The sequence below is a fragment of the Kitasatospora sp. NPDC032121 genome, assembly GCF_055580145.1.
This window is the reverse complement of record NZ_JBVILX010000017.1, coordinates 1-21,322: the sequence shown is the minus strand read 5'-3', so window position 1 is coordinate 21,322 and position 21,322 is coordinate 1. Positions and strand designations below refer to the sequence as shown.

Annotated in this window: 18 protein-coding genes and 4 pseudogenes; 10 read left to right on the top strand and 12 right to left on the bottom strand. The window is 69.9% G+C overall.

The genetic code is table 11. The features are described 5' to 3' along the window. Positions 1 to 41: 41 nt before the first annotated feature. The 4 genes and pseudogenes from ACZ5OX_RS31075 to ACZ5OX_RS31060 form a co-directional block, all read right to left on the bottom strand. Positions 42 to 719, bottom strand: coding sequence for a hypothetical protein (locus ACZ5OX_RS31075; RefSeq protein ID WP_465634601.1), 678 nt, complete (start codon positions 717 to 719; stop codon positions 42 to 44). Beyond that, a complete protein-coding gene (locus tag ACZ5OX_RS31070) occupies positions 716 to 2,458 on the bottom strand; it encodes an alpha/beta hydrolase (protein ID WP_465634600.1) in 1,743 nt (580 codons plus the stop codon). Before ACZ5OX_RS31070 ends, ACZ5OX_RS31075 begins: the two co-directional genes overlap by 4 nt. A 130-nt stretch (positions 2,459 to 2,588) precedes the next feature. After that, positions 2,589 to 2,846: a hypothetical protein gene (locus ACZ5OX_RS31065; protein ID WP_465634599.1), complete on the bottom strand. Its 258-nt coding sequence runs from the start codon at positions 2,844 to 2,846 to the stop codon at positions 2,589 to 2,591. A 168-nt stretch (positions 2,847 to 3,014) separates the two neighbouring features. Beyond that, positions 3,015 to 3,290, bottom strand: a pseudogene (locus tag ACZ5OX_RS31060) (IS110 family transposase); the annotation flags it as partial. A 436-nt stretch (positions 3,291 to 3,726) separates the two neighbouring features. Between ACZ5OX_RS31060 and ACZ5OX_RS31055 the strand changes: the two are divergent. Beyond that, a complete protein-coding gene (locus ACZ5OX_RS31055) occupies positions 3,727 to 3,885 on the top strand; it encodes a hypothetical protein (protein WP_465634598.1) in 159 nt (52 codons plus the stop codon). 191 nt (positions 3,886 to 4,076) lie between these two features. On the opposite strand, the gene ACZ5OX_RS31050 is transcribed toward ACZ5OX_RS31055, so the two are convergent. Beyond that, complete coding sequence (locus ACZ5OX_RS31050; protein WP_465634597.1) at positions 4,077 to 4,466, bottom strand: peptidoglycan-binding domain-containing protein; 390 nt, start codon at positions 4,464 to 4,466, stop codon at positions 4,077 to 4,079. A 751-nt stretch (positions 4,467 to 5,217) separates the two neighbouring features. Between ACZ5OX_RS31050 and ACZ5OX_RS31045 the strand changes: the two genes are divergently transcribed. Further along, positions 5,218 to 6,003 (top strand): ArsR/SmtB family transcription factor, encoded by a 786-nt coding sequence (locus ACZ5OX_RS31045; RefSeq protein ID WP_465634596.1) that lies wholly within the window; start codon positions 5,218 to 5,220, stop codon positions 6,001 to 6,003. Here ACZ5OX_RS31045 and ACZ5OX_RS31040 read toward each other — a convergent pair. Beyond that, on the bottom strand, positions 5,976 to 6,374 hold the full coding sequence (locus ACZ5OX_RS31040) for a peptidoglycan-binding domain-containing protein (RefSeq protein WP_465634595.1): 399 nt from the start codon (positions 6,372 to 6,374) through the stop codon (positions 5,976 to 5,978). The genes ACZ5OX_RS31045 and ACZ5OX_RS31040 overlap by 28 nt on opposite strands. Positions 6,375 to 6,757: 383 nt before the next feature. Here ACZ5OX_RS31040 and ACZ5OX_RS31035 point away from each other — a divergent pair, with 383 nt between their 5' ends. Next, entirely contained in the window at positions 6,758 to 7,966 is a 1,209-nt protein-coding gene (locus ACZ5OX_RS31035) for an ISL3 family transposase (protein ID WP_465634593.1), read from the top strand. Positions 7,967 to 8,091: 125 nt separating this feature from the next. Further along, positions 8,092 to 8,199, top strand: a pseudogene (locus tag ACZ5OX_RS31030) (transposase); the annotation flags it as partial. 88 nt (positions 8,200 to 8,287) lie between these two features. On the opposite strand, the gene ACZ5OX_RS31025 reads toward ACZ5OX_RS31030, so the two are convergent. Then, complete coding sequence (locus tag ACZ5OX_RS31025; RefSeq protein WP_465634592.1) at positions 8,288 to 8,539, bottom strand: hypothetical protein; 252 nt, start codon at positions 8,537 to 8,539, stop codon at positions 8,288 to 8,290. A 312-nt stretch (positions 8,540 to 8,851) separates the two neighbouring features. Between ACZ5OX_RS31025 and ACZ5OX_RS31020 the strand changes: the two genes are divergently transcribed. Beyond that, the gene (locus ACZ5OX_RS31020) at positions 8,852 to 9,508 is read left to right on the top strand and encodes a hypothetical protein (protein ID WP_465634591.1); all 657 of its coding nucleotides are present in this window, start codon (positions 8,852 to 8,854) and stop codon (positions 9,506 to 9,508) included. Positions 9,509 to 9,957: 449 nt separating this feature from the next. Here the strand turns inward: ACZ5OX_RS31020 and ACZ5OX_RS31015 are convergent, their stop codons facing one another. The 4 genes from ACZ5OX_RS31015 to ACZ5OX_RS31000 form a co-directional block, all read right to left on the bottom strand. Beyond that, positions 9,958 to 10,395, bottom strand: a complete 438-nt coding sequence (locus tag ACZ5OX_RS31015; protein WP_465634590.1) for a hypothetical protein — start codon at positions 10,393 to 10,395, stop codon at positions 9,958 to 9,960. 298 nt (positions 10,396 to 10,693) lie between these two features. Beyond that, entirely contained in the window at positions 10,694 to 10,978 is a 285-nt protein-coding gene (locus tag ACZ5OX_RS31010; protein WP_465634588.1) for a hypothetical protein, read from the bottom strand. 278 nt (positions 10,979 to 11,256) lie between these two features. Beyond that, positions 11,257 to 11,616 (bottom strand): hypothetical protein, encoded by a 360-nt coding sequence (locus ACZ5OX_RS31005; RefSeq protein WP_465634587.1) that lies wholly within the window; start codon positions 11,614 to 11,616, stop codon positions 11,257 to 11,259. Between the two features lie 448 nt (positions 11,617 to 12,064). Further along, positions 12,065 to 12,490: a hypothetical protein gene (locus ACZ5OX_RS31000; RefSeq protein ID WP_465634586.1), complete on the bottom strand. Its 426-nt coding sequence runs from the start codon at positions 12,488 to 12,490 to the stop codon at positions 12,065 to 12,067. 472 nt (positions 12,491 to 12,962) lie between these two features. Here ACZ5OX_RS31000 and ACZ5OX_RS30995 point away from each other — a divergent pair, with 472 nt between their 5' ends. Continuing rightward, positions 12,963 to 14,135, top strand: coding sequence for a metallophosphoesterase family protein (locus ACZ5OX_RS30995; RefSeq protein ID WP_465634585.1), 1,173 nt, complete (start codon positions 12,963 to 12,965; stop codon positions 14,133 to 14,135). Between the two features lie 51 nt (positions 14,136 to 14,186). Here the strand turns inward: ACZ5OX_RS30995 and ACZ5OX_RS30990 are convergent. Next, positions 14,187 to 14,546 (bottom strand): annotated as a pseudogene (locus ACZ5OX_RS30990) (IS701 family transposase); the annotation flags it as partial. A gap of 506 nt (positions 14,547 to 15,052) precedes the next feature. On the opposite strand from ACZ5OX_RS30990, the pseudogene ACZ5OX_RS30985 reads away from it, so the two are divergent. From ACZ5OX_RS30985 to ACZ5OX_RS30970, 4 genes and pseudogenes are all read left to right on the top strand, one after another. Beyond that, positions 15,053 to 15,502, top strand: a pseudogene (locus ACZ5OX_RS30985) (DUF4158 domain-containing protein); the annotation flags it as partial. A gap of 784 nt (positions 15,503 to 16,286) precedes the next feature. Further along, entirely contained in the window at positions 16,287 to 17,906 is a 1,620-nt protein-coding gene (locus ACZ5OX_RS30980) for a Tn3 family transposase (RefSeq protein ID WP_465634583.1), read from the top strand. A gap of 112 nt (positions 17,907 to 18,018) precedes the next feature. Then, the gene (locus ACZ5OX_RS30975; protein ID WP_465634582.1) at positions 18,019 to 19,269 is read left to right on the top strand and encodes a tyrosine-type recombinase/integrase; all 1,251 of its coding nucleotides are present in this window, start codon (positions 18,019 to 18,021) and stop codon (positions 19,267 to 19,269) included. Continuing rightward, a partial coding sequence (locus tag ACZ5OX_RS30970; protein ID WP_465634581.1) for a tyrosine-type recombinase/integrase occupies positions 19,266 to 21,322 on the top strand: 2,057 nt, incomplete at its 3' end. The genes ACZ5OX_RS30975 and ACZ5OX_RS30970, both read left to right, overlap by 4 nt.

The window sequence follows — 21,322 nt, the reverse complement described above, 5'->3', positions numbered from 1 at the left end:
AGCCCAGCAGACGGTACGTGGAACAGGGGACGGGCCGGTGGTCAGGCAGACCAGTACGGGTCGTCGTACTTGGGCAGGATGTCCGGGTTGCCGTTGGCCATGACAGGGTCGGGTGTCGGGGTGCCGAACAGGTCCCGGCCATCGGGCACCGGGATCGGGCTGACAGTGGCCTCGATGTCGATGTCCCCAGCGGAGCCGATGCCGATGCGCACGCTGAACCCCTCCGCCGTGGTGGCGGACACGGCCTGCCCGGCGGGGCCCGTTTCGATGCGGTAGGCCTTGGCCTCCCACACGCTCCGCACCGTTTCCAGCAGGGTGGCGTACTTGGCGGGGGCGACCTTGGTCATGACGTGGCGCTTGCGGGAGGCTTTGGCGTAGCCGAGGGAGTGCTCGTTCAGGCCGGAGGAGTACTGCTCCCTGCTCTCAGGCCAGGCATCCCAATACCGCAGCGTCGGCTGCACGTTCGAGGTCGCCTCTTCCAGCAGGGCGTTGAGCTTCTGCAGGGCCTGCCCGGGCGCCATGAGCGGGGCCGTCGCCGTCGGGTCCGGGCGGGCGCCGTCGCCGACGGCGGCGGTGAAGGCCCCGCAGGCCGTCAGCGTCAGCACGAGCGCGATGGGCACGGCGGCCGCAGCGAGACGCCGCGTCAGCGGCTTGCCGGGTCGCGGGGCGGTCGAGGGTGCGGCGCTGATGAGCGAGGTGCGACGGGACGGGATGGTCATCGTTGGCCCTGCCTTGTGACGTGGTCGTACTTGCCGGCCACGATTTGGCCGATGTTGTTGACCGAGACCGCAGCATCGTCCGGTGCGGGGTCCTTCTTCGGCTCGTCCATGTAGTGGGAGTGCGAGTCGAAGGACAGCGGCGCGCCGTCCGGGACGGCGAAGCGGTTGGCGCCGAATTCCTTGCTGGCCGGGTCCTGGCCGAACCAGAGTTGGTTGTCAGCGGAGTACATCTTGTACACCTCGTCGCCGAGGGGGCCCAGGGCAGGGAAGAGGGCCACGTCGTTGGCGACACGCGTTGCAGGCGGAAGATGGCTCACGGGGTCGTTCTCCGCGTCGCCGACCCACACGTGGCCGGGATCGACGTTCAGTTGGGATGCCTTGGTGGCGCCGGTGCCGGGGGAACCGACGAGGATGATGTCGTCGGCGCCGGTGCCACCGGTCATCTGCGCGCCCAGGCCGACGGCGGTGGAGCCGTAGCTGTGGGCGAGGGCGACGAGGTGGGCCGGGGGACCGTCGTGGGTGGCGCGCAGGCCCGCCATGAACTTGTCGTAGGCGGCGCCGCCCTTGGCGGCGCGGCCGGTGTCCATCACCTCCAGAGGCCGGGGGTCGCCCTGGGCGAGCTTCTCCAGACCGGGCGGCGGATCGTAGCCGAGCCAGACCATCGAGGCGACCTCGGCGTTGGGATCGGCGGCGGCTGCGGCGTTCCACACGTTCAAGGCGCGGTCGGCGTCCTTGCCGCCGACCGCGGAGAGCGTGGTACCCAGCCCCGGCACGTACGCGCTGACGTTCTTCGCGGTGTCCGGGTTGCCGTAGGACAGGATGCCGCGGCCCTGCCCCTCCTCGCTGACGCCGATCAGGAAGACGGGCGGCTGCTTGCCCCTGCGTTCCTCCAGCTTCTTGCTGATCGCGATGAAGCCGTCGAGCTTCTGCTTCTCGTCCTCCGTCAGGTTGGATTTCTGCTGGTACTTGCTGATGAGGTTGGCGAGATTGAGCTGATTGGCCTCGTTGCGGGCCACTGCGGGGATGCCGTCGCGCATGCCCAGCAGGTCCGGGTGCGCCTCGATGAGCCGCTGCTGCTCGCCCGACGTCAGGCCCTTCCACCAGGAGTTGACCTCGGTGGGCGAGGTACCGGCCGGCGGGAAGCCCGCGGCCATCAGGTCGACGCCCTGCTGTGTGACGGCCTTGAGGTCGGCGGCAGCCTTGTCCGTCTCCAGCCCCGTGCCGTTCCGGGCGCGCTCGGCCAGGGAGTTCAGGAGCCCCGCGATCTTCTGATCGGCGTTGCCGGCCTCGGCGACGGCGCCGGATATCCGGTTCGCCAGCGCCTTTGCCTGCTCGGGGATGTTGTACCCCGGGTCGTTCGTCTCGGCCTTGGACGGCGCGGGCCGGGACACGGTCCCGTCATCGGCGACGGTCAGCTCCAGCTTCTGGGCCTCCTGCAATGCCATCTGCAGCTTCTTGGACTGCGCCAGCAGGAAGCTCTCGGAGGCCTCGCGCAGCAGCCCAGAGACCGCCGACATCTCCGTGTGGGCGGCGTCCAGCCGATTGCTGGTGCGCTGCAGCGAGGCGTTGGCGGCGCCGGCGGCGTTGCAGACCCAGTTCGCGTTGAAGACGTGCTTGAGGACCTCATGCTGCGTGTTCTGGACATGCTTGCCGAAGTTGGCGGCAAGGGTGTCGTAGGCGGTGGCCGCCGGCGCCAGGCCGAACAGGTTGGCGTCGCGCAGCTGGGCGAGGCCGACCATCAGTGCGTCCCCTGCGGAAACAGCCCGGAAGGCTTCAGGCTCGTGGCGCCGCTCTTGTCCGCGTTGCGGTAATCGGTGGCGGTCTGGCTCAGCTTCAGGGCGACCCCGTCGACCTCGGAGGCCAGCTTGTTCAGCAGTTCCTCCCACGCCGCGGTGCAGTTGTGCAGCGCGCGCCGACCTGCCAGCCCGACAGAGCGGCGACCGCCGTGTCGGAGGGTTGGTGGATCGCCTTGAGCTCGCCGGGCATCGCCTCACCGCTCTCCTTGGCGGCCTTGGCCGCCAAGTCCAGGTCCGCCGGATTGACCCCGAAGGTCGGTCCAAGCGGCGGCGTGGTGGAGGGGACTGCGTAGAGCCCTCCCGGCCCGTCCGAGCCTGCGTACGCGTTCATGGACTACGGTCCCCCTGCCGGCCGTCCTGTGCCCGCTCACGGAGCAGCGCCGCCACAACTGCGATGACTGCACATTTGAGCGATTCATTCGTGCATGTGAACGTAGCAGACCGGAATCACGGCCATCTCGTCGGACCGGTCGGACCGGTCGGACCGGTCGGGCCGGCCGCGAAGGCGGATGACCGTGCGGATGCGGTCCTCGACCAGGTCGGCGCGCCGTCCGGTCAGCAGCTTGAGCTCGATCGCGGCCTCGTCGCCGGGCCGGATCCTTTGCAGGTCGCGGCGCATCCGGGCCTGATCGGCGATCACGTAGGCGTCGCGGGCATCGGTCTTGCCCTCGCCGCGGTAGCCGTCAGCGGCCCGGTTCACCAGGCACCCGGGACTGTAGAGGACCTCCTGGCCGTGGGCGATCAGCAGGCTCAGCAGCAGAGCAGGCTCCCGTCCGAGCACAAGGTGGGCGGCTGACCCCCGCGGGTCCAGGGAGGAGTTCCATGAGGACCAGGAGCAGGAACAGGTACAGCGGCGCCTCGACGGCTCGCCGTACAGCCCGGCGCCGCAGTGGCGCAGGTTCCTGTTCTGCCTGCACGCGCCCGCTCGGGCCGTCGGGTACTCACCTGTCCAGGAGCGTCTGCGCGCGGCCGGTGTTCACGATCCCGGAGCTGGGGCCTCGCTGAGCGCACTGGAGCGGCGAGGCCTGATCGTGCGCCACCAGGACACCGTGTACGGGAGATCCTCAGCGAGGCGGTCGAGGGGCTGAACTTCGAAGACGACTGAGATCGGATCCCGGACCAGGCATGAGGGCTGCCGTTCCCCCGCAGCATCGACCGCGGGGGAACGGCAGCTTCTGCGGCTCGTGTTCCACTGCGGGAGGGAGCCGGTGATGCTCGCTGTGGTCGATCCGCGAGGTCACCGCCAGCACTTCAAGGACGGCATCTACCTGCGGGACACGGCGGTCGACCACGGCGGGATCCTGCGAGAGCAGCGCCAACACCTGCGCACCCTGAGTGAGGCGCACCGGGCCTCGAAGGCCGCCCGCTGACCGCCGCAGCGATGTGACGGACAGTCAGCTGATGGCGGGGCGGATCGGACTGGCGCATCGAGCGAGTCGATCACGCCCCGCGCCGCATCGCCGTGAGCCGCGTCACTTCGTGTGCAACAGACCTGCCACGGTCCGCTCCCCGGGCGGGCGGGCCCCGGCCGCCACCGGCCGGGGCCCGCCGCACCGGCGGCTCAGAGCTCAGAAGGCGACGGCACGTACGTGTAGCAGTAGTTGTAGCCTCCGTAGTACGAGTCGCCGTCGCGGAGGAGAGCAGCTCCGGTGTCCCTGCCGACGATGCCGTCCTTCGACAGGCCGGCGCCGTCCTGGTACCACTGCACCCAGCTCTTGGTGTTGGGCCCCCACACGCCGTCCTCGTTGAGCGGGCGCCCCTTGCCGTGAGCGGCGACCACGTCGTTGAGCAGGTGTTGCACGCACCAGACGCCGTGGGCGTTGTTGCCGTAGCCGTCCCCGATGTATCCCGCGTCCGGGGAGGCCTGTGCCGAGCCGACAGACGCCCCAACCCCCAACAGCCCCGCGACCACCAGCACGGCCGCGCGCTTGCCGATGCGGCTCAGTCCCATGACGTTTCCTCCATCGCAGTGTTCGGACAGGTGCCTCGACGGTGACGAATGGACGTCCTGGCGTCGTCGGCGCTGCCATACTCGGGACAGTCGTCCGCGACCGGCAATCCGTTCGGCCTGGACCGAACGACGTGGCCGTCGCACGTCCCCGAGAAGGGACACGAGTGGTGCGATTATACTTCTCCGCCGACGATTTCCTGCGCGTCACCTTCGTTCCCGCTCCCGCTCCGATGATGGAACTTGCCCTGGCGGTGGCGCAGTTGCAGAAGCCACCGCAGCTGGCCGACGCGGGGCGGTGGCAGAAGGTGGCCCGCCGGTCCTTCCCTGTGGCGGGGCGGCCCCTGCTGGATCTGGTGCCCCCTTCCGGCAAGGGGCCGATGTTCCTCGACCCAGTCAGCCGCGACTTCGGCTCCGGCCTCGACCTGGTCCTGCACACCCCGGCCGGCACGATCCGGACCGACCTGGACCCTGTGTGCCCCACCTCCCGCCCGCTGACGCCCTCCGCGCGGCCTGGGCGGCTCTGCTCGCCCACCAGTGGCCGCGGATCGAGGCCGCCTAAGATTCCGAACTCGCCTGGCGCACAGGGATCCTGGCCCAGGAAGGTCTCCGTGTCGCGCTCGCTGGTCTCGCGCCCGGCGGCCACTGGGAGGACGCGACGACCCTGGCGTACGAGCGTGTCGGCGACGTCCGCGTACCGCTGGCCGGTCACGGGCTGCGCGTGCTTCCGTCGGCCGTCCGGCGGGGCGGTCCGATGATCGCCCACCACGCCGACGCGCCCAGCGTCCTGATCTATCCGATGGCCGCGGCGCCCCTGCGGTTCGCCGCGACGGAGGACGACGGGCCGGGCGACCCGCTGGGGACGCTGCCCGGCAGCACCCGTTCCGCGGTCCTGCGGCTGCTCACCGCGCACCGGACCACCACGGAGATCGCCCGCACCCTCGGCATCAGCAAGGCTTCCGCTTCGGAACACGCCAGGGCGCTGCGGGACACGCGGTTGGTGACGTCCCGCCGGGCCTTCTGGTTGTTCAGCCAGGTACCCAGCGACAGCCCTCCGCCCGTGTTGTGCGTGCGCGGCACCTTCGCGTGCCCGCTCGACGAACGCCACCAGCGCGGCCAGGTGCTGCTGGAACCGATCCGCCCGCGACACTTTCGGCTTCGCCGCGGCCGCTGCCCGCGCCGCCGCCAGCTCCAGGTCCTCCTCGATGCCGATCGCCGTCAGCGGGTCCCGCTGCTCCTGGTCGAGCTCGGCGAAGCCGGCCCGCTGCGCCCGCACCCACGGGCCGAGCTGCTCGACGGCAGCCCGCGCCGGCGCCGCCAGCGAGCCGCCATGCTCCTTCGCCCACACCCGCGCCCAGTCGAGGCCGGCCTCGAACCGCGCGTCGGAGACGGACCAGATCATCCCAAGCTGATCGAGCATCTCTACCCGGTGTCGCGTACCCAGGCCGGAGAGCCCGAGAAGCGACCGCACATGCGCCTCATCTGCTCTCCGGGCCCACCGCTCGTCACGCGTCAGTGGAGCGAGGGCAGGCTCCAGTAGCAGCCGTACTCGTCCTTGGTCGCGGTGAGGATGTAGTCGCCGGTCTGCGGGCCGACGACGCCATCTTGGGGCAGACCCGCCCACCGCTGGAGGGCGATGACCGCGCCGTAGGTGTCGCTCCCGAACGCGCCGTCTTCCGCGATGGTGTGGTAACCGGTCTGCCAGTGCAGGCTGTTGGAGATCTGCTGCACGCATCGCACGCTGTTGTAGGCGTTGGCCTTGCCGTACCCAACCCAGAGCGAGCCGGAGTTGGGCACGGCCTGGGCGGTGCCCGCGACCCCGACGGTCGCCAGGGCGGCGGCCGTGAACAGGAAAGCGCCTCGCCGCTTGGCGGACGCGACGCGCGACGTGCTGTTCGACGTGCTGTTCAAAGGAACCCCCAGTGGTTGAGAAAGACGATCGATCGTCGAGCACCTGACTATGGCCGATGATCCTCCGAAGGTCCAGGCCGTTCGGGCGGAAGCTTCGCCGACGGGCCCGGCCGCAGCCGGCCTCAGAAGGCAGCGTTCGACCGGTTGTTGAACCACCCGGGCAGGCATGCACGGCCACCACTTGCCCGCGCCCGCGTTGAAGGCCCGGCCGTCGCCCGACAGGTGCACGACCTGTTCGGAGTGCGCGGCCCGGTTCCTGAGCGAGGAGACCTTGGCAGGCTGGCTCCGTAGGTGACAACGGGTTCTGGTCCAACTTCTGGGTTCTGGATCACTTTCCGTGCCAGAGCCACAGAACGTCACCGGAACCGCGATCATGAACGGTCGTGACTGACGACCTCCTCCATGACCTCTGGCTCCACCGGACCGCCGACGTCGCGGTCAACACCCTGACCATCCGCGCCGACCGCGTGACCGTCCATGCCGCCACGACCGGCAAGGAGGCGGGGTGTCCGTCGTGCGGAACCGTCTCGACCCGGGTTCACAGCGGCTACGTGCGGCGGTTGGACGACAGCGCGGCAGGCGGACGTCGGGTGGTGGTCGAGTTACGGGTCCGCCGGTTCCGCTGCCGTGAACGAGCTTGTCCCCGGGCCACGTTCGTCGAGCAGGCGGCGGGGTTGACCTTCCGTCACGGACGGCGGAGCCAGGGCCTGCAGATCGCGCTCCAGCAGCTCGCTCTGGCCCTGGCGGGCCGAGCCGGCTCTCGCCTGGCCGAGGCCTTCGCGGTCCCGGTGAGCCGTTCCATGCTCCTGCGGCTGATACGCGCCCTGCCGGATCCGGCGCACGCGGTGCTGCGCGTGCTGGGCCTCGACGAGTTCGCCCTGCGCAAGGGCCACGTCTACGCCACGATCCTGGTCGACATCGAGACCCGCCGCGCAGTCGATCTGCTGCCCGAGACGGTCGAGACCGTCCGGTCCTGGCTGGCCGACCATCCAGGGGTGAAGGTCGTCTGCCGCGACCGGTCGGCTTCCTATGCCGAAGCCGTCCGGCTCGGTGCCCCGGACGCGATCCACGTCGCCGACCGGTTCCACCTGTGGCAGAACCTCGCCGACGCAGTGGAGAAGACCGTGCTCCAACACCGTGCCCTGCTGCCCGAACCGGCCCCTGCGGCCAAGCCGGCTCCGGCTGTCGCCTTGGCGTCCGTCAGCTCCGAGCCCCGCCGGACCGACCGGGTCCGCGAACAGCACGCCGCCCGTCCACGCGCTCAAGGAGGACGGGTTCAGCCTGCGCGCCATCGGCCGACGACTGGGCCTGGCCCGCAACACGGTGCGCCGACTGGTCGGCGCGAAGGACCCGGACGAGCTGCTGGTAGGCCGCTGGACCGGACGCACCAGCATCCTCGACCCCAACAAGCCCTACATCCACCAGCGGTTCGCCGAGGGCCACACCATCGCCCGACGCCTGTTCGAGGAGATCCGGCAGCGCGGATTCCCCGGGCAGGAGCAAATCGTGCGCGTCTACGTGCGTCGGCTGAGGGAGGCGTTCCCCAATCAGGACCCGCCGCGACGCAAGCCCTCCGTCAGGGACGTGACTAGCTGGATCACCCGCCGCCCCGACCGCCTGCACGACGAAGAGGCCCAGCAGCTCAAGGAGGTCCTCGCCCGAGTCCCAGTGCTGGCCACCACCGCGGAGCACGTCAGGGCCTTCGCCGAGCTGATGAACGACCGCCGCGGTCGAGGGCCACAACAACAAGATCAAAATGCTGAAGCGGCAGATGTTCGGACGCGCCAACTTCGACCTCCTGCGCAAGCGCGTCCTCCACACGTGAAACCGCTGGTCGTGGTGGCGCGGAGGGTCACGGATCGGAGCTGGACGGTGATGGCGCCGAGCACGACGGCCCAGGATGGGGGCTCCGGTCAGCGCTGGCCGAGTCCTCGGCTGTCTAGGTAGTCGATCAGCGCGGCCTCCTTCCGGAGCAACTGGTCGCGGTCATCGGCAGGCAGCGAGGCAAGGGCGTCGACCAGGACGCGCTTGCGAGGAACGTAGACCATGTTGCCCGAGTAGATCCGGCACCCCGAGCACCAGGCAAGCCCGATGCAACGCTCGAAACTGGAGGACTCCGGCGGATGGAAGCGGTATTGGTAGGAGCGGACAGGTTCGTGGCACACGACGCAGATCCAGCGGTCACCGTCGCGGACGGACCAGCCGTTTCCCCTCTTGCGCCAGGGCTTCCGTCCGGCCGGTGCTCTTCAAGTTGCCATGCGCTGATTCTGCCTTGGGGTGGCGTTCAAGGGACAACCGATTGCTCTGGCTGTCCATGAGGCGTCACAGCAGTCACGACCGTTCATGATCGCGGTTCCGGTGACGCTCTGTGGCTCTGGCACGGAAAGTGATCCAGAACCACGGTCAACCGCCCGCCGACAGCACGTTGTTCATGGGAACGGAATTCGCGGGCAGGTGCGGCGCGGCATAGTGCGGGGGTGACCGCGATTCCCACCCGTCTGGACCTGCCCGCACGCCGACGTCGCCATGCCCGGCTGATCACCGCTCTGACCACCACGGTCGGGGCCTGCGCCACGGCGGCGCAGGCGCTGTACCAGCCGGTCGCGGACGCCCCGCCCGGGCAGGAAGCGGTCGTGGTGGATCCCCTGCCGGTCGTCTACCTCAGCCGCACGGCCGCCCCGTTGCTGGAGGCGGCCCGGGCCGAGGACGAGGCCCGGTGGCCGGCCGCCGTCGCTTGGGAGCGGGAGCAGGCCCGGCGGACGAGCGCCGCCAGGGTGGTGCTGGCGCGGGCGCAGAAGGTCGTGGAGGAGCCCGGAGCGTCCTGGCCCGTGCCGCTGCCGGCCGCGGAACAGAGCGCGGTCATCGACCTGGCGGGCGCCGGCGGCGAGGTCGCCGAGCTGTGGCGCGGCGACCCGGCGAAGGCTGTCGCCCTGGTACGTGAGCTGGTGGCGTGCGGGGAGTTCACGGCGGCCGAGGTCCTGGGCGCGGCGGTTGACGCGGCGATCGGTGCCGGGCTGCTGGCGCTGGCCGACGCGGGCACGGCGTCCGACCCGAGCCTGATGGCCGAGCAGTGCCTGGAAGCCGTCCCGTACTTGGTGCTCGCGGTGGCCCTGGCATCCGCCGACCTCGACTGACCGGCCAGCCGGGCAACGCAAAGCGATCGAAAGGGGGGCCCGCGCCCGGGGCTGCCGCTTCGCCGTTCCCGATCGCCGCCCTACAACTCCGTCCGCCCACACATCCGCCCGTCCCGGCCGGGACTGCGGCCAGCCGCCGCCCGCCGCGGACGTCGCCGACCTGCGGTGGTGAGTTACGCCGCGGCCCGACACCGACGAAGTGACCTCCTCGGCCGCGCCGCGCCGGCCGTGACGGGCAGCTCCCGGGGGCCGGACTACACGGCCGCCAGCTCCGCCGGCTCGCCGACGGCTTGAGCCGACTGCGGGCGGCCACCCGGTCCTCACCCGACAGCCCGGCCCAGTACCCGTCCGCCCATACCGCGTGGGCGGCCTGACGCTCGGCCTCCTCCAACCGCTGGCAGGACGAGCGAGGCCGCGGTTTGGGTCCGCAGCGGACCCCGTTGGCGGCCTTAACCTTGGCGACCATCTTGGCTGGCTGACTCATCTGAGGGCGGCGAAAGCTTATTGGAAAAATAATAAAGAATCTTTGCGAGAATGCGAACGGGGATGGTAATTACCAGGATGAAAATAAGGGGTAGAAATAGCGCCGCGATGACGAAATTGATGAAACTTGTGCTATGCCACCAGTCGTCAAATTGAGCGCCTCGCATGGATTCTGGCGTTGCTAGGGAGTCGAAGCACTTAAGTTCTGCGACAAGTCCCAAAGCTAGTGCTGCACACCATGCGAGGGCTACGATCCCGCCCGCTACGGCGGGCACCGAGATTCTCCTGGGCTCCGGAAGGTTGAGAATTCTATCACCGATTCCCCGCAAACTGACTGCGCTGGCCAGTGCCAACACGGGAATGGTGACTGCGGCGGTGGAAGCGTACGTGTCTGTCATCTGCACGATTTCATGATGCATTTTTTGCCGGTGATCGTGATGAAGGCGCTGAGTCAGCGGCTTGTGTCCTGAAAAATTCCCAGGATCGGCCCGTTGTCGCTACCGGCCGTTCCGATCCTCTCTGAGACCGTCCGGGCCATGGACGCTGACTCCATGCGCCTGAACTCAACACGATCGAGCGATCCGTACCCTCGGCTGATGCTCGGTCAGTTCCCGAGCGCGGTCGACCGGGCCAGCCTGCTTCTGGTCCTCCTCCATGTCCGGCTCATTCCCGTGGTCGGCCTGGGGAACGCGTCAGCCGGGGCTACAGGAACGGCCGGGCGAGGATGCGCAGCTGCTGTTCGGCGATGGCGCCCATGGGGCCGGCGGTGCCGAGGTGGGCGACGATGGTGGTTTCGAATAGCTCCAGCATGGACTCGGCTTCGTGCAGGCAGCGGCGGGCGAAGTCGACGCGGGCCTCGGGGGAGCCGCCGAGCTCCGCGCCGATCCGGCTGTCGGCGATGGTGGTGAAGAGGTCCTCGTGGGTCTTGAGGTTCCTGCGGTACTTCTTGCGCAGGAGGTTGACCATGGCATGGGTGCTGTTGTCCATCGCGTCATCGTCGCGTACGAGGGGCCGGAGCACATCCCCTGGAGCAGATCCTTCCGGATGGCATGTTCGCGGCCGAAAAATCCCAGGTCAGGGCACTTCTCACGTCGGCTTGCGAGGTCTAGCATTCCCGGCCACTGGGCCGCCGAGCAGCGCAGCCGTGCCACGCCCCGGCACGGCTGACCTCCCACCGGCGGGCCCCGGGAAACTACCCCCTCTACCCCGGGACCGGCCGGTCTGCGCCTTCGACAGGCCAGGGCCAGGACAGCGGGCGCGGCTCTCTACGGCTGCCCGGTGGGTGGTTCCAGCTCCTCGCTGTCGCCGTCGCTCTGGATGTCGGGCTCCGAGGCTGGCTCCAGTCCCTGGCCCGGCTGCTTGTCGGGCGCCTTCGCGGTGTCCTGTTCGGCGGGCAGCAGGTCGGCGGCGAGCAGGGGCAGGCCGAGCCGGTGGGCGGCCGCCGCACACAGCGCGTCCGGCATCGTCAGGCCGACGCCGGCAGCGGCGGCCTGGGCGGTGAGCTCCAGGGCGAGGGCGGTGTCGGCGGCGAGTGTGGCGCGGTGCTTGGCAGGGCCCGGCTGGTGCACTCCGACGACGGCGAGCTCCGCCAGCACGGCGTCGGCCCGGTCGCGGGGCGCCCGCACGGGCGAGGACGGTGACCAGTTCGGCGACGGCAGGCTCGGGCAGCACGGCCTGGCCGAGCCAGGAGGCCGCCCGGGAGCCGGGTCCGCCAGGCGCTCAAGCACCTGGCCGCCGACCCGTACCACCCGGGCCTGCGCAGCCACCGCTAACCTGCCCGGCCACCGCGGCACGGCGGCGTGGACGTCCTACATCGACCAGGGGCGGGGTGCCTGGCGGATCCACTGGGCCTGGAGGCGCGGCGGCCGCGACGGCGGCACGGTCACCGTGCTGCGGCTGGGCCCGCACCTGTAGGCGGGGCGTCGGCGGGCGGGCCAACCGGGGTGGGACAGGCGGTCCCAGCTCTGTCCCACCCCGTGTCTCAGGTGTCCGATTCCACCCGTTTCGCTAGCCTCAGCGCCGGCGGCGCTTGCGTCTCGGCCGCTTCATTGCCATCTGCCTTACAGAACCGGCCTATAGCTTCTTCCCTTGAGGGAGCGTGAAATTGGCCGTGTCAAGCGATAGTCCGCCTAGTCCCGCGATAGCCCCTGCGAGTACGCCGCCGGCGGCTTTGTTGTCAGAGTGATACATCCAGATGCCTGCCAGCACAGCAAGGGCAGCCGGAGCGAGGTAGGCGAAACATCGGACTGCGAAGAGCCAGAATTCTTCCATTTTTGCTTCAGCTTTGGGGTTGACAGACAACCCGAGAAGCCCGGTGGCGAACGCGCCGGCTCCGCTTCCTAGTTCCGGAAGATTCGTAGGCGGATCAATAAGGATGAAATACAACAGACCGTTGATCGCAAAGAAGAAACCGGTCCTGATCCAGACGAGAGGCGCCTCCCCATCTCTTTTGGCGCCGTCGGTTGTCGCGCCGTTCGGACGCTTGGGCTGTGTAGGCACAGCTCTAGATGTACGCCTTTTGCCCCAACCCCGCAGGCTAACCTGCGCTGTTGGGGTAACCTCAGCAAGGCCACTCTCCTTCTCTCCTTGCTGATCATCCACAACGCCCGCCTAGGGCTGAGGGATGGGCTGCTGCGAACTATGCCCACATCACCCGACTGGCCCGCGACTACGGCTGGCTCCTGGAACGTCACGCCAGCGGATCCGGGAGTTTGTGAGAGTCAGGCTGACCACCTCGAAGAACCGTGCGATGGCAGACGGCCCGCCACTGTCAATCTCCTCGAACTGTGGAGAGAGGCCCGGGCTTCCAGATGCGAGGCGACATGCGGCACTGCACGCTGGGAAACTGATAGAGGTTCGAGGCTAGCGCATATGCGCTAATGCGGTATGGTCCGGCGTGTTGCCGCGGTGCACGGGCCGGGTTCGCCGTTAGCGTGCGATGCATAGCCTGAGCGGGTTGTAGGAGGCGGGCATGGCAGGGATGGTCAAGGGTTCGGGTGAGCATGTGTTCGCCCGGACGCGGCCGAGCGCGGGGCTGCATATGGAGCCGCCGCGGGACACGCATTTCCGGCCGTTGCCGCCGCCGACGGGTGCCGCGCCGTTCCGGCTGGACCTGAGCAACGTGCTGGACGCCAGCACCTACGCCGCCATCGCCGAGGCCGGGTCGTTGACGTTTCACATGAACGGGGACATGGGCGGGATCGATTACGCAGTGCCACAGGAACTGGTGGCCGCCGGGATGGAGGCCGACCTGGCGGTCGGCACCGACCCGGCCGGGAAGCCCGCGTTTCTTTACATTGTGGGGGACTGCGTTTACTTCAACGGGGAAATCGCCAAGTACTACGCGCAGTTTTACCAGCCGTACGAGTTGTACGCGGCGCCGATTTTCGCGGTGCCCGGTAATCACGATGGGGAGAACCTGCCCGGCGGAGCGACGTTGGACGGGTTCGTGCGCAATTTCTGTGCGCCGGCGCCAGTGAAGATGCCGGAGTCGCAGGACTCGCATCGCACGGCGATGGTGCAACCGAATGTGTACTGGACTTTGTTGACCCCGTGCGTGAACTTCATCGGCCTGTACTCGAATGTCCCCGCGGGTGGGGAGATCCAACCCGATCAGGCCGATTGGCTGGCCGGGGAGCTGGGGAATCTACCAGTGGATGTACCGATCATCTTGACGTTGCATCACCCGCCCTACTCCGCCGATGACCACCATTCGGGGTCGACGAACATGAAGACGGTGATCGAGAATGCCGTTGGGGCAGCGGGCCGGCACCCGGACATGATTGTGGCTGGGCACGTGCACGACTACCAGCGTCTGACGAAGACGACCACCGATGGGACCCAGTACCCGTACCTGGTCACCGGCGCGGGTGGCTACCACAACCTGCACGCGATCCGGAAGGTGGACGGGGAGAAGATGATCCCCCCGGTGACCTTCGCCGACGACGCCGGAGACCCGGTGACGTTGGAGTCCTACTGCGACGACCAACACGGCTTTCTCCGTCTCAGTGTCGACCAGCAGAAGTTCACCGGTCGCTACTACCGGGTACCCCGGCCACAGGATCCTCGCTCCAAAGGCAGCCAACTCGTCGACTACTTCGAGTACGACTGGGTAAACCACAAGTTGCTTCCCAACCAGCAGTGACGCGACTGGGCATCCGGGACAACCCTTTAGTACTCCAGCTGTAGATCTTGATCACGGTTGTTGGGCGGTCTGTCGCCGGTAGTGGCTTGCGCGGGAACGGGCTTGGTGTCGTCGCCGCCAGTCTGACCAGCGGAGTCGGTGCGCGAGGCTGCGGGCCGGCTGGGCGACGAACGCAGCGAAGAGGCGTCGGATCTCGCTGCACGTCAGCGGGGCGAGATCTGGTGGTGGCGTCGTATCGGCCCGCTCGATGGCGGCGGTGACCGCGAGGAAGGCGTGCGCGAGCATGGCCAGGGTGGTCCAGCGGTGCCAGGACGTCCAGTGGCGGACCTGGTGCTCATCCAGCCCCGCCAGGCCCTTGGCGGCCTGGAAGGCCTCCTCGACGGTCCAGCGGCGCCCCGCCACCTTGACCAATGCCGGGCAGCGGGCATCCCCGAGAACCTGCGGTTCGCGACCACCATCCATCCTGCCGAGGAGCAGAAGGCGGGCTGGCCTGTTGAGGTGTCAAGGAGCAGCGTTCATCGTGGCAGACGGCTACGACACCGCGTTCTGCGATCACGTCGAAGGCTTGGGGAGCGCTTGAGCCTGCGTGGACCGGGACGGAGCTGAGGGGAGGAGTCACCGTCAAGGCCTGCAGCACCGCACGACGGCCGTCCCCGAGAACAAACTGACCTCTGCGCTCGCGGGGAGGACGGCCACGCCCCCGCACCGTCCGGTAGCCGGCCGCCGGCTGACCCCCGCGGGCGCGGGGAGGACGAGCTGTTCCGGGACATGCGCGCAAGCAAGGCTGGCTGACCCCCGCGCCCGCGGGTAGGCCTCTGAGGAGGATCGGAACGGCCAGTAGCGACATCGGGGCCGCCTCGATTCCGGTTCGGTGACTCCGGCTATCTGCGCTGGTCAACGGCCCTACGTTCCGGGTCATGCCAGTTGATTTCCTGTCTGACGATCAGGTCTCCCGCTATGGCCGCTTCGCCGCCGAGCCCACCCCGGGCGAGCTGGAGCAGTTCTTCCGCTTCGACAGCGCCGGGCTGGAGGCAGCCCGGGTGAAGCGGGCGCCGGCGAACCGGCTCGGCTTCGCGGTGCTGTGGGGCTCGGTGCGGATGCTCGGGGCGTTCCCGACCGACGACCTGGCCGTGGTGCCGGACGTGGTGGTGCGGTTCGTGGCCGAGCAGCTGGGTGTCGATCCCGGTGAGTGGACCGGGTACGGGGCGCGGAAGCAGAGCCGCTATGAGCACGCCTGGGAGATCCGGGATGGCTTCGGGTACCGCGAGTTCGGCGAGGCCGAGCAGGAAGTGCGCGCCTTCCTGGCGGCGCGGGTGTGGGCGTCGGTGGAGGGGCCGCGAGCGCTGTTCGACCGGGCGGTGGTCTGGCTGGTGGAGAACCGGGTGCTGCTGCCCGGGATCACGACGCTGACCCGGCTGGTGGCCGAGACCCGGGCGCAGGAGATGGCCGAGCTGTACCGGACGCTGGACGAGGCAGTGCCGGACGAGCTGCGGCAGGCGATGCGCGAGCTGCTGAAGGTCCCGGACGGCAAGCGGGTCTCGGAGCTGGAGCGGTTGCGGACCGGGCCGGTGCGGGTGTCGGGCACGGCGATGCGGGAGGCGCTGGATCGGGCGCGGGAGGTGCGCGCGCTCGGGGCCGGCCTGGTGGACACCGGCGGGGTGCCGGCGGCGCGGATGGCGGCGCTGGCCCGGTACGGGATGGGCTCGAAGGCACCGACCTTGCGGGACCTGGAGGAGACGCGGAAGACCGCGAGGGTGCTGGCCACGGTGCGGCATCTGGAGACCGCGTCGGTGGACGACGCCTTGGACCTGCTCGACGTCCTGATGGGCAGCCGGCTGCTGGGGCGGGCGGAGCGGATCGGCCGGGAGGAGAAGCTCAAGTCCCTGCCGAAGCTGAAGCGGGCGGCCGGGCGGGTGGCCAAGGCGGTGGAGGTGTTGCTGGACACCGCCCCGGCGACAGTGGACGGCGAAGCGGTGTCGGTGCTGGACGCATGGGAGGCGATCGAGAAGGTGGTGCCGCGCGCCAAGCTCGCCGAGGCGCTGGCCACGATCGCGAAGTGCGTGCCGGACGGCGACGGGGACGAGGACGCCGAGTGGCGGGCCGCGCTCGCCTCCCGGTACGGCACGGTGCGCGGGCTTCATCCGGCTGCTGGTGGACACCGTGGACTTCGGCGCGGTGGCGGCCGGGGTACCGGTGGTGAAGGCGCTCAAGCAGTTGCCGCACCTGGTCGGCCGGCGCAAGGTCGCCGCGGCCGAGGTGGACCAGCAGCTGGTGACCGGCTCGTGGCGGCGCCTGGTGTTCGCCAACCCGGACACCGAGCCGGGGTGCGTGGAGAAGGCGGCGTACTCGTTCTGCGTGCTGGAGCACCTGCACCGCGCGCTGCGGCGCCGGGACGTGTTCGCCCGAGACGGGGACAGGTGGAGCGACCCACGCGCCAAACTGCTGGCCGGCGACCGCTGGGAGACCGTGCAGCCGACCGTGCTCACCGCGCTCGGGCTGGAGGCGGAGCCGGCCGCGCACCTCGCCGAGCTCGCCGGAGCGTTGCACGGCACCTACCACCAGGTCGTCGCCGGGCTGCCGACGAACAGCGCCGTTTCGGTGAAGGACGGCAAGCTCCAGCTGGACCACCTCGGCCCCGCGCCGGAACCAAACCTGATGCCAGCCTTCCGCCAGCTGGCCAACAGCATGCTCCCGAAGGTCGACTTCCCCGAGCTGCTGCTGGAGGTCGCCGAGCTGACCGGCATGACGACCGCGTTCACCCACATCTCCGGCGCCGACCCGCACATGGACGACTTCGAGGTCAGCGTCTGCGCGCTTCTGCTCGCGGAGGCCTGCAACGTCGGCCTGGTCCCCGTCGCCAAGCCGAACGTGCCCGCGCTCACCCGGGCCCGCCTGGTCCAGGTCGACCAGGGATACGTGCGGGCCGAGACGATCAGCGCCGCGAACGGGATGCTCATCGGAGCGCAGGCCAAGGTCGACATCGTCCGGGCCTGGGGCGGCGGCCTGGTCGCCTCCGCCGACGGGGTCCGCTTCACCGTGCCCGTCCAGACGATCCACGCCGGCTACAGCCCCCTGTACTTCGGCCTGCGCAAGAAGGGCGCCACCTGGTTGAACGTCGTCAACGACCAGGTCATGGGCCTGGGCGGGGTCGTGGTGCCCGGCACCCTGCGCGACTCCCTGTTCATCCTGGACGCCCTGCTCGGGCGCGACGGCGGCCCCCAGCCGGAGACCGTCGTCACCGACACCGCCTCCTACAGCGACATCGTCTTCGGGCTCTTCGCGATCTGCGGCTACCAGTTCTCCCCACGGATCGCCGACATCTCCGACGCCCGCCTGTGGCGCACACACGCCAGCGCCGACTACGGGCCGCTGCAGGACGCCTCCCGCCACACCGTGCGCCTGGACCGCATCCGCGCCCGCTGGGGCGACATGCTCCGCGTGGCCGGCTCCCTGACCCTCGGGGAGGTCCGCGGCTACGACCTGATCCGCATGCTCTTCCGCGACGGCCGCCCCACCGGCCTGGGCGACGCCTTCGCCCACTACGGCCGGATCTTCAAGACCCTGCATCTGCTGCAGTTCATCTCCGACGACGGCTACCGCCGCATGATCGGCAAGCAGCTCAACATCACCGAGGCCCGCCACCGCCTCGCCCGGCGGATCTTCTTCGGCCAGCGCGGCGAACTGCGCCAGCACTACCGCGAAGGGATGGAGGACCTGTTGACCGAACTACCGGATTGCGGCAGGTCGTCTCCCGGAGCTGACGCACAGTAGCGAGATCCGGTCGTTAGCGGCCGCAGCGGGACCAAGGCCCGAGCCACACCACGGCCCTGATGTGCTGTCATCACGTGCTGTGGGGGTTTTCGGCAGCTCGGTGGAGGCGCGGGTGCACAAGGCGGTACAGCTACGGGACGTCACGACGCTGGTGGTGCCGAGGGTCGGCCGGGTCCAGGAGACCGGCAACGTGGCCCTGCCGTACCGGCTGCTCGACCGCGACGGGAGCGAGCTGGCGGCGGTCAGCGAGTTCCTGCTCGACATGCTCGCCAACGACGACAGCCCGGCGTCGCTCCGCTCCTACGCCTACGAGCTGCTGGCCTGGTTCCGGTTCCTGTGGGCGGTGGAGGTGTCGTGGGACCGGGCGGGCCGGGTGGAGGCCCGCGACTTCGCCCTGTGGCTGCAGGCTGTCAAGAAGCCGCCGCGGCCCCGCCGCCCGGACGCTCCAACGCCCGGGTCGATCAACCCGGTGACCGGCAAGCGGTACCCGGGCGAGCACTACGCGGCCCGGACCCGGCGGCACGCGCGCGCCGTCGTCCGCAGCTTCTACGAGTACCACCGCGAGACGCACGGCCGCCCGCTGCTCAACCCGTTCCCGAAGGCCAGGCGGGCCGAGGACGAGCACCTTAACGCCCACCACAACCCGATGCACCCCTTCCGGCAGCCAGGCCGGCGGGCTCCCTACCAGCCGAAGGAGCCCCGGCGGGCACCGCGGGGCATCCCCGACCAGGCGTTCAACGAGCTCTTCGCGGCCCTGCCCTCGCACCGCGACCGGGCCCTGGTCGCGTTCTACATCTCGGCCGGCCCGCGGGCCTCGGAACTGCTGGGGGTGACCCGCGACCGGGTCAGCCCCGGGGACCAGACCATCGGGGTCGTCCGGAAGGGCTCGCGGGCCCTGCAGTGGATCCCGGCGTCCAGCGACGCGTTCGTGTGGCTGCGGCTCTACCAGCAGCAGATCCGCCCGCTGGCCCTGGACGGACCCGACGAACCGCTGTGGTGGACGCTGCGGCGACCGCTTCGACCGCTGAGCTACGACGCCGCGCGCATGGTCTTCACCCGGGCCAACGAGAAGCTGGGGGCGAACTGGACTTTGCACGACCTTCGGCACAGCGCGGCCAAACGCATGGTGCGCGACCCTGCGCTGTCGATCACCGACGTCCAGTGGGTCCTCGGCCACCTGCACGTCGCCACCACCGAGCAGTACCTCGAACCGGCCCAGGACGAAGTCGTGGCACAGATCCTGGCCCACCACGCCCGCCAAGCCGCGAAGCCGCCCCGGCCCGTGATGCCGGCGCAGGGCTACCGCCCGGAGGTCCTGCAGACCCTGCTCGGCACGGCCGTTCTGAGCGGAGGACCGGCGTGACCACCCCGACGTCGTACACCCTCGCGCTGCCCCGGGCCCGCTCGGCACGCGTTCCCGCCGGGCAGGAACCGCGCGAGGCACCAACGACCTGGTGGCAGACCGAGCAGCCGCCCGAGCTCGTGCTGGAGCGCACCCTCGCCCTGCCGTTCACCGCCGTCAGCGACGCCAACCAGCGCACCCGCCGGCGCGGCCTGGTGAAGCTGCTCGACTGGCTGCAGGACCAGCCCGGCCACACCTGGCAGGACCGCTGGCTCGCCAGCGGCGCCGAGGCGGCCGGCCGAGAGTGGACCAGGCTGCCCCTGCAGTGGCTGGCCGACCGTCAGCGCGCCCGCAACTACGACCGCATCGACCTGTGCTGCGGCATGATCCCGCTCCTGGGCGGACAGGCGGTCCGCCCGACCTACCGCTGGCTGCTGCGGCAACGGCCCTCCCAACTGCTGGCCCACATCCGCAGCGCCACCGACCCCGACGGGTTCGCCCGCCTCACGACCCGGTACGCGCAGTCCGGGCGGGCCGGGGCCAACGACTGCAACAACGCGCTCAACCGTGTCACCTGGATCCTCGCCCGCAAGGGCGGGACGATCCGGAACATCACCATCGGCGACTGCGTCGAGCTGCAGCACGCCATCGGCGAGCACCAGGCCAACGGCCACCACGGCAAACACCTCTTCTACGCGCTCCTCGCCGAGACCGGCGTCTTCGGCCCCGGCGCCCCAACCCGTCTGAAGACCGTGATGCTGCCCGGGCAGCTGACCCCGGCCGCGATGGTCGACCGACACTCCATCGCCTGCACGCCGGTGCGCGACCTGCTGGTCGACTACCTGACCGAGCGCGCCACCGAGGTCGACTACACGACGCTGGAGGACATGGCCCGGACCCTGGCCGGGCTCTTCTGGCGCGACCTGGAGACCCACCACCCCGGCATCAACTCGCTGCGGCTGGACGCGGTCACCGTGGCGGCCTGGCGGGAACGGGTGGGCGTGATCCGCGACCGGCACGGCATCGCGATCCGCCCCCGGGACAACGCGCACTCCGTCTTCACCTGGGTCCGCGCCTTCTACCAGGACCTCGCCCGCTGGGCCGCCGACGACCCCGGCAGGTGGGGGCCGTGGGTGGCCCCGTGCCCGGTCCGCGATAGCGACACCGAGCACGGCAAGGCACGCGCCCGCCGCAAGGCGGCCATGGACCAGCGCACCCGCACCCTGCTGCCCGCCCTCCCGGCCCTGGTCACCGCCGTCGAGCAGCAGCTCAAGGCCGCCGCTGCCCGTCTCGCCCGCGCTCGGCAGGCGCCGGCCGGCACCTCGTTCACCACACCGGAGGGCCCACTGCTGGTCCGCTGCCGCGGTGCCTCGGCCCGCGTCATGGCCGACGACCCCGCCACCGGCCGGCGCCGCGACCTGACCGTCGAGGAGGAACGCGCCTTCTGGGCCTGGGCGATCGTCGAGGTCCTGCGCCACACCGGCATGCGCATCGAGGAGGCCCTGGAGCTGACCCACCACAGCTTCGTCGCCTACCGGCTGCCGACCACCGGCGAGATCGTGCCCATGCTCCAGGTCGCGCCCTCCAAGCTCGACCAGGAGCGGCTGCTGCTGGTCTCCCCGGAACTCGGCGAAGTCCTCACTGCGATCATCCAGCGCGTCCGTCGCGGCCAGCCCGCCATGCCGGCGGTCAGCGCTTACGACAACCTGGAGCGGCTGTGGAGCGCGCCGATGCCGTTCCTCTTCCAACGGCCCGTCGGCCCCGAAGACCGCGCCATCCCCCGCAACTACGTCTACACCTGCCTCAACGGCGCGCTGGCCGCGAGCGGACTGACCGGCCCCGGCGACCAACCGCTGCACTACACCCCGCACGACTTCCGCAGGATCTTCGTCACCGACGCCCTGCGCTCCGGCCTGCCACCGCACATCGCCGCCCGCATCTGCGGCCATCAGGCCGTTGACACCACGCTCGGGTACGCCAAGGCTCGGGAATTGCATCAGACGGGCGAGAAGTCGCAGGTCGCCAGCTCGCAGCGGCGGTCTGATGGACCCCAACGCTACTACGAGCTGGCCTC

Excerpts from the sequence above, each read along its gene's own strand:
- ACZ5OX_RS31075 (WP_465634601.1), bottom strand. The coding sequence starts at position 719 with ATGACCATCCCGTCCCGTCGCACCTCGCTCATCAGCGCCGCACCCTCG.
- ACZ5OX_RS31070 (WP_465634600.1), bottom strand. The coding sequence starts at position 2,458 with ATGGTCGGCCTCGCCCAGCTGCGCGACGCCAACCTGTTCGGCCTGGCG.
- ACZ5OX_RS31065 (WP_465634599.1), bottom strand. The coding sequence starts at position 2,846 with ATGAACGCGTACGCAGGCTCGGACGGGCCGGGAGGGCTCTACGCAGTC.
- ACZ5OX_RS31055 (WP_465634598.1), top strand. The coding sequence starts at position 3,727 with ATGCTCGCTGTGGTCGATCCGCGAGGTCACCGCCAGCACTTCAAGGAC.
- ACZ5OX_RS31050 (WP_465634597.1), bottom strand. The coding sequence starts at position 4,466 with ATGGGACTGAGCCGCATCGGCAAGCGCGCGGCCGTGCTGGTGGTCGCG.
- ACZ5OX_RS31045 (WP_465634596.1), top strand. The coding sequence starts at position 5,218 with ATGATCGCCCACCACGCCGACGCGCCCAGCGTCCTGATCTATCCGATG.
- ACZ5OX_RS31010 (WP_465634588.1), bottom strand. The coding sequence starts at position 10,978 with ATGGACAACAGCACCCATGCCATGGTCAACCTCCTGCGCAAGAAGTAC.
- ACZ5OX_RS30995 (WP_465634585.1), top strand. The coding sequence starts at position 12,963 with ATGGCAGGGATGGTCAAGGGTTCGGGTGAGCATGTGTTCGCCCGGACG.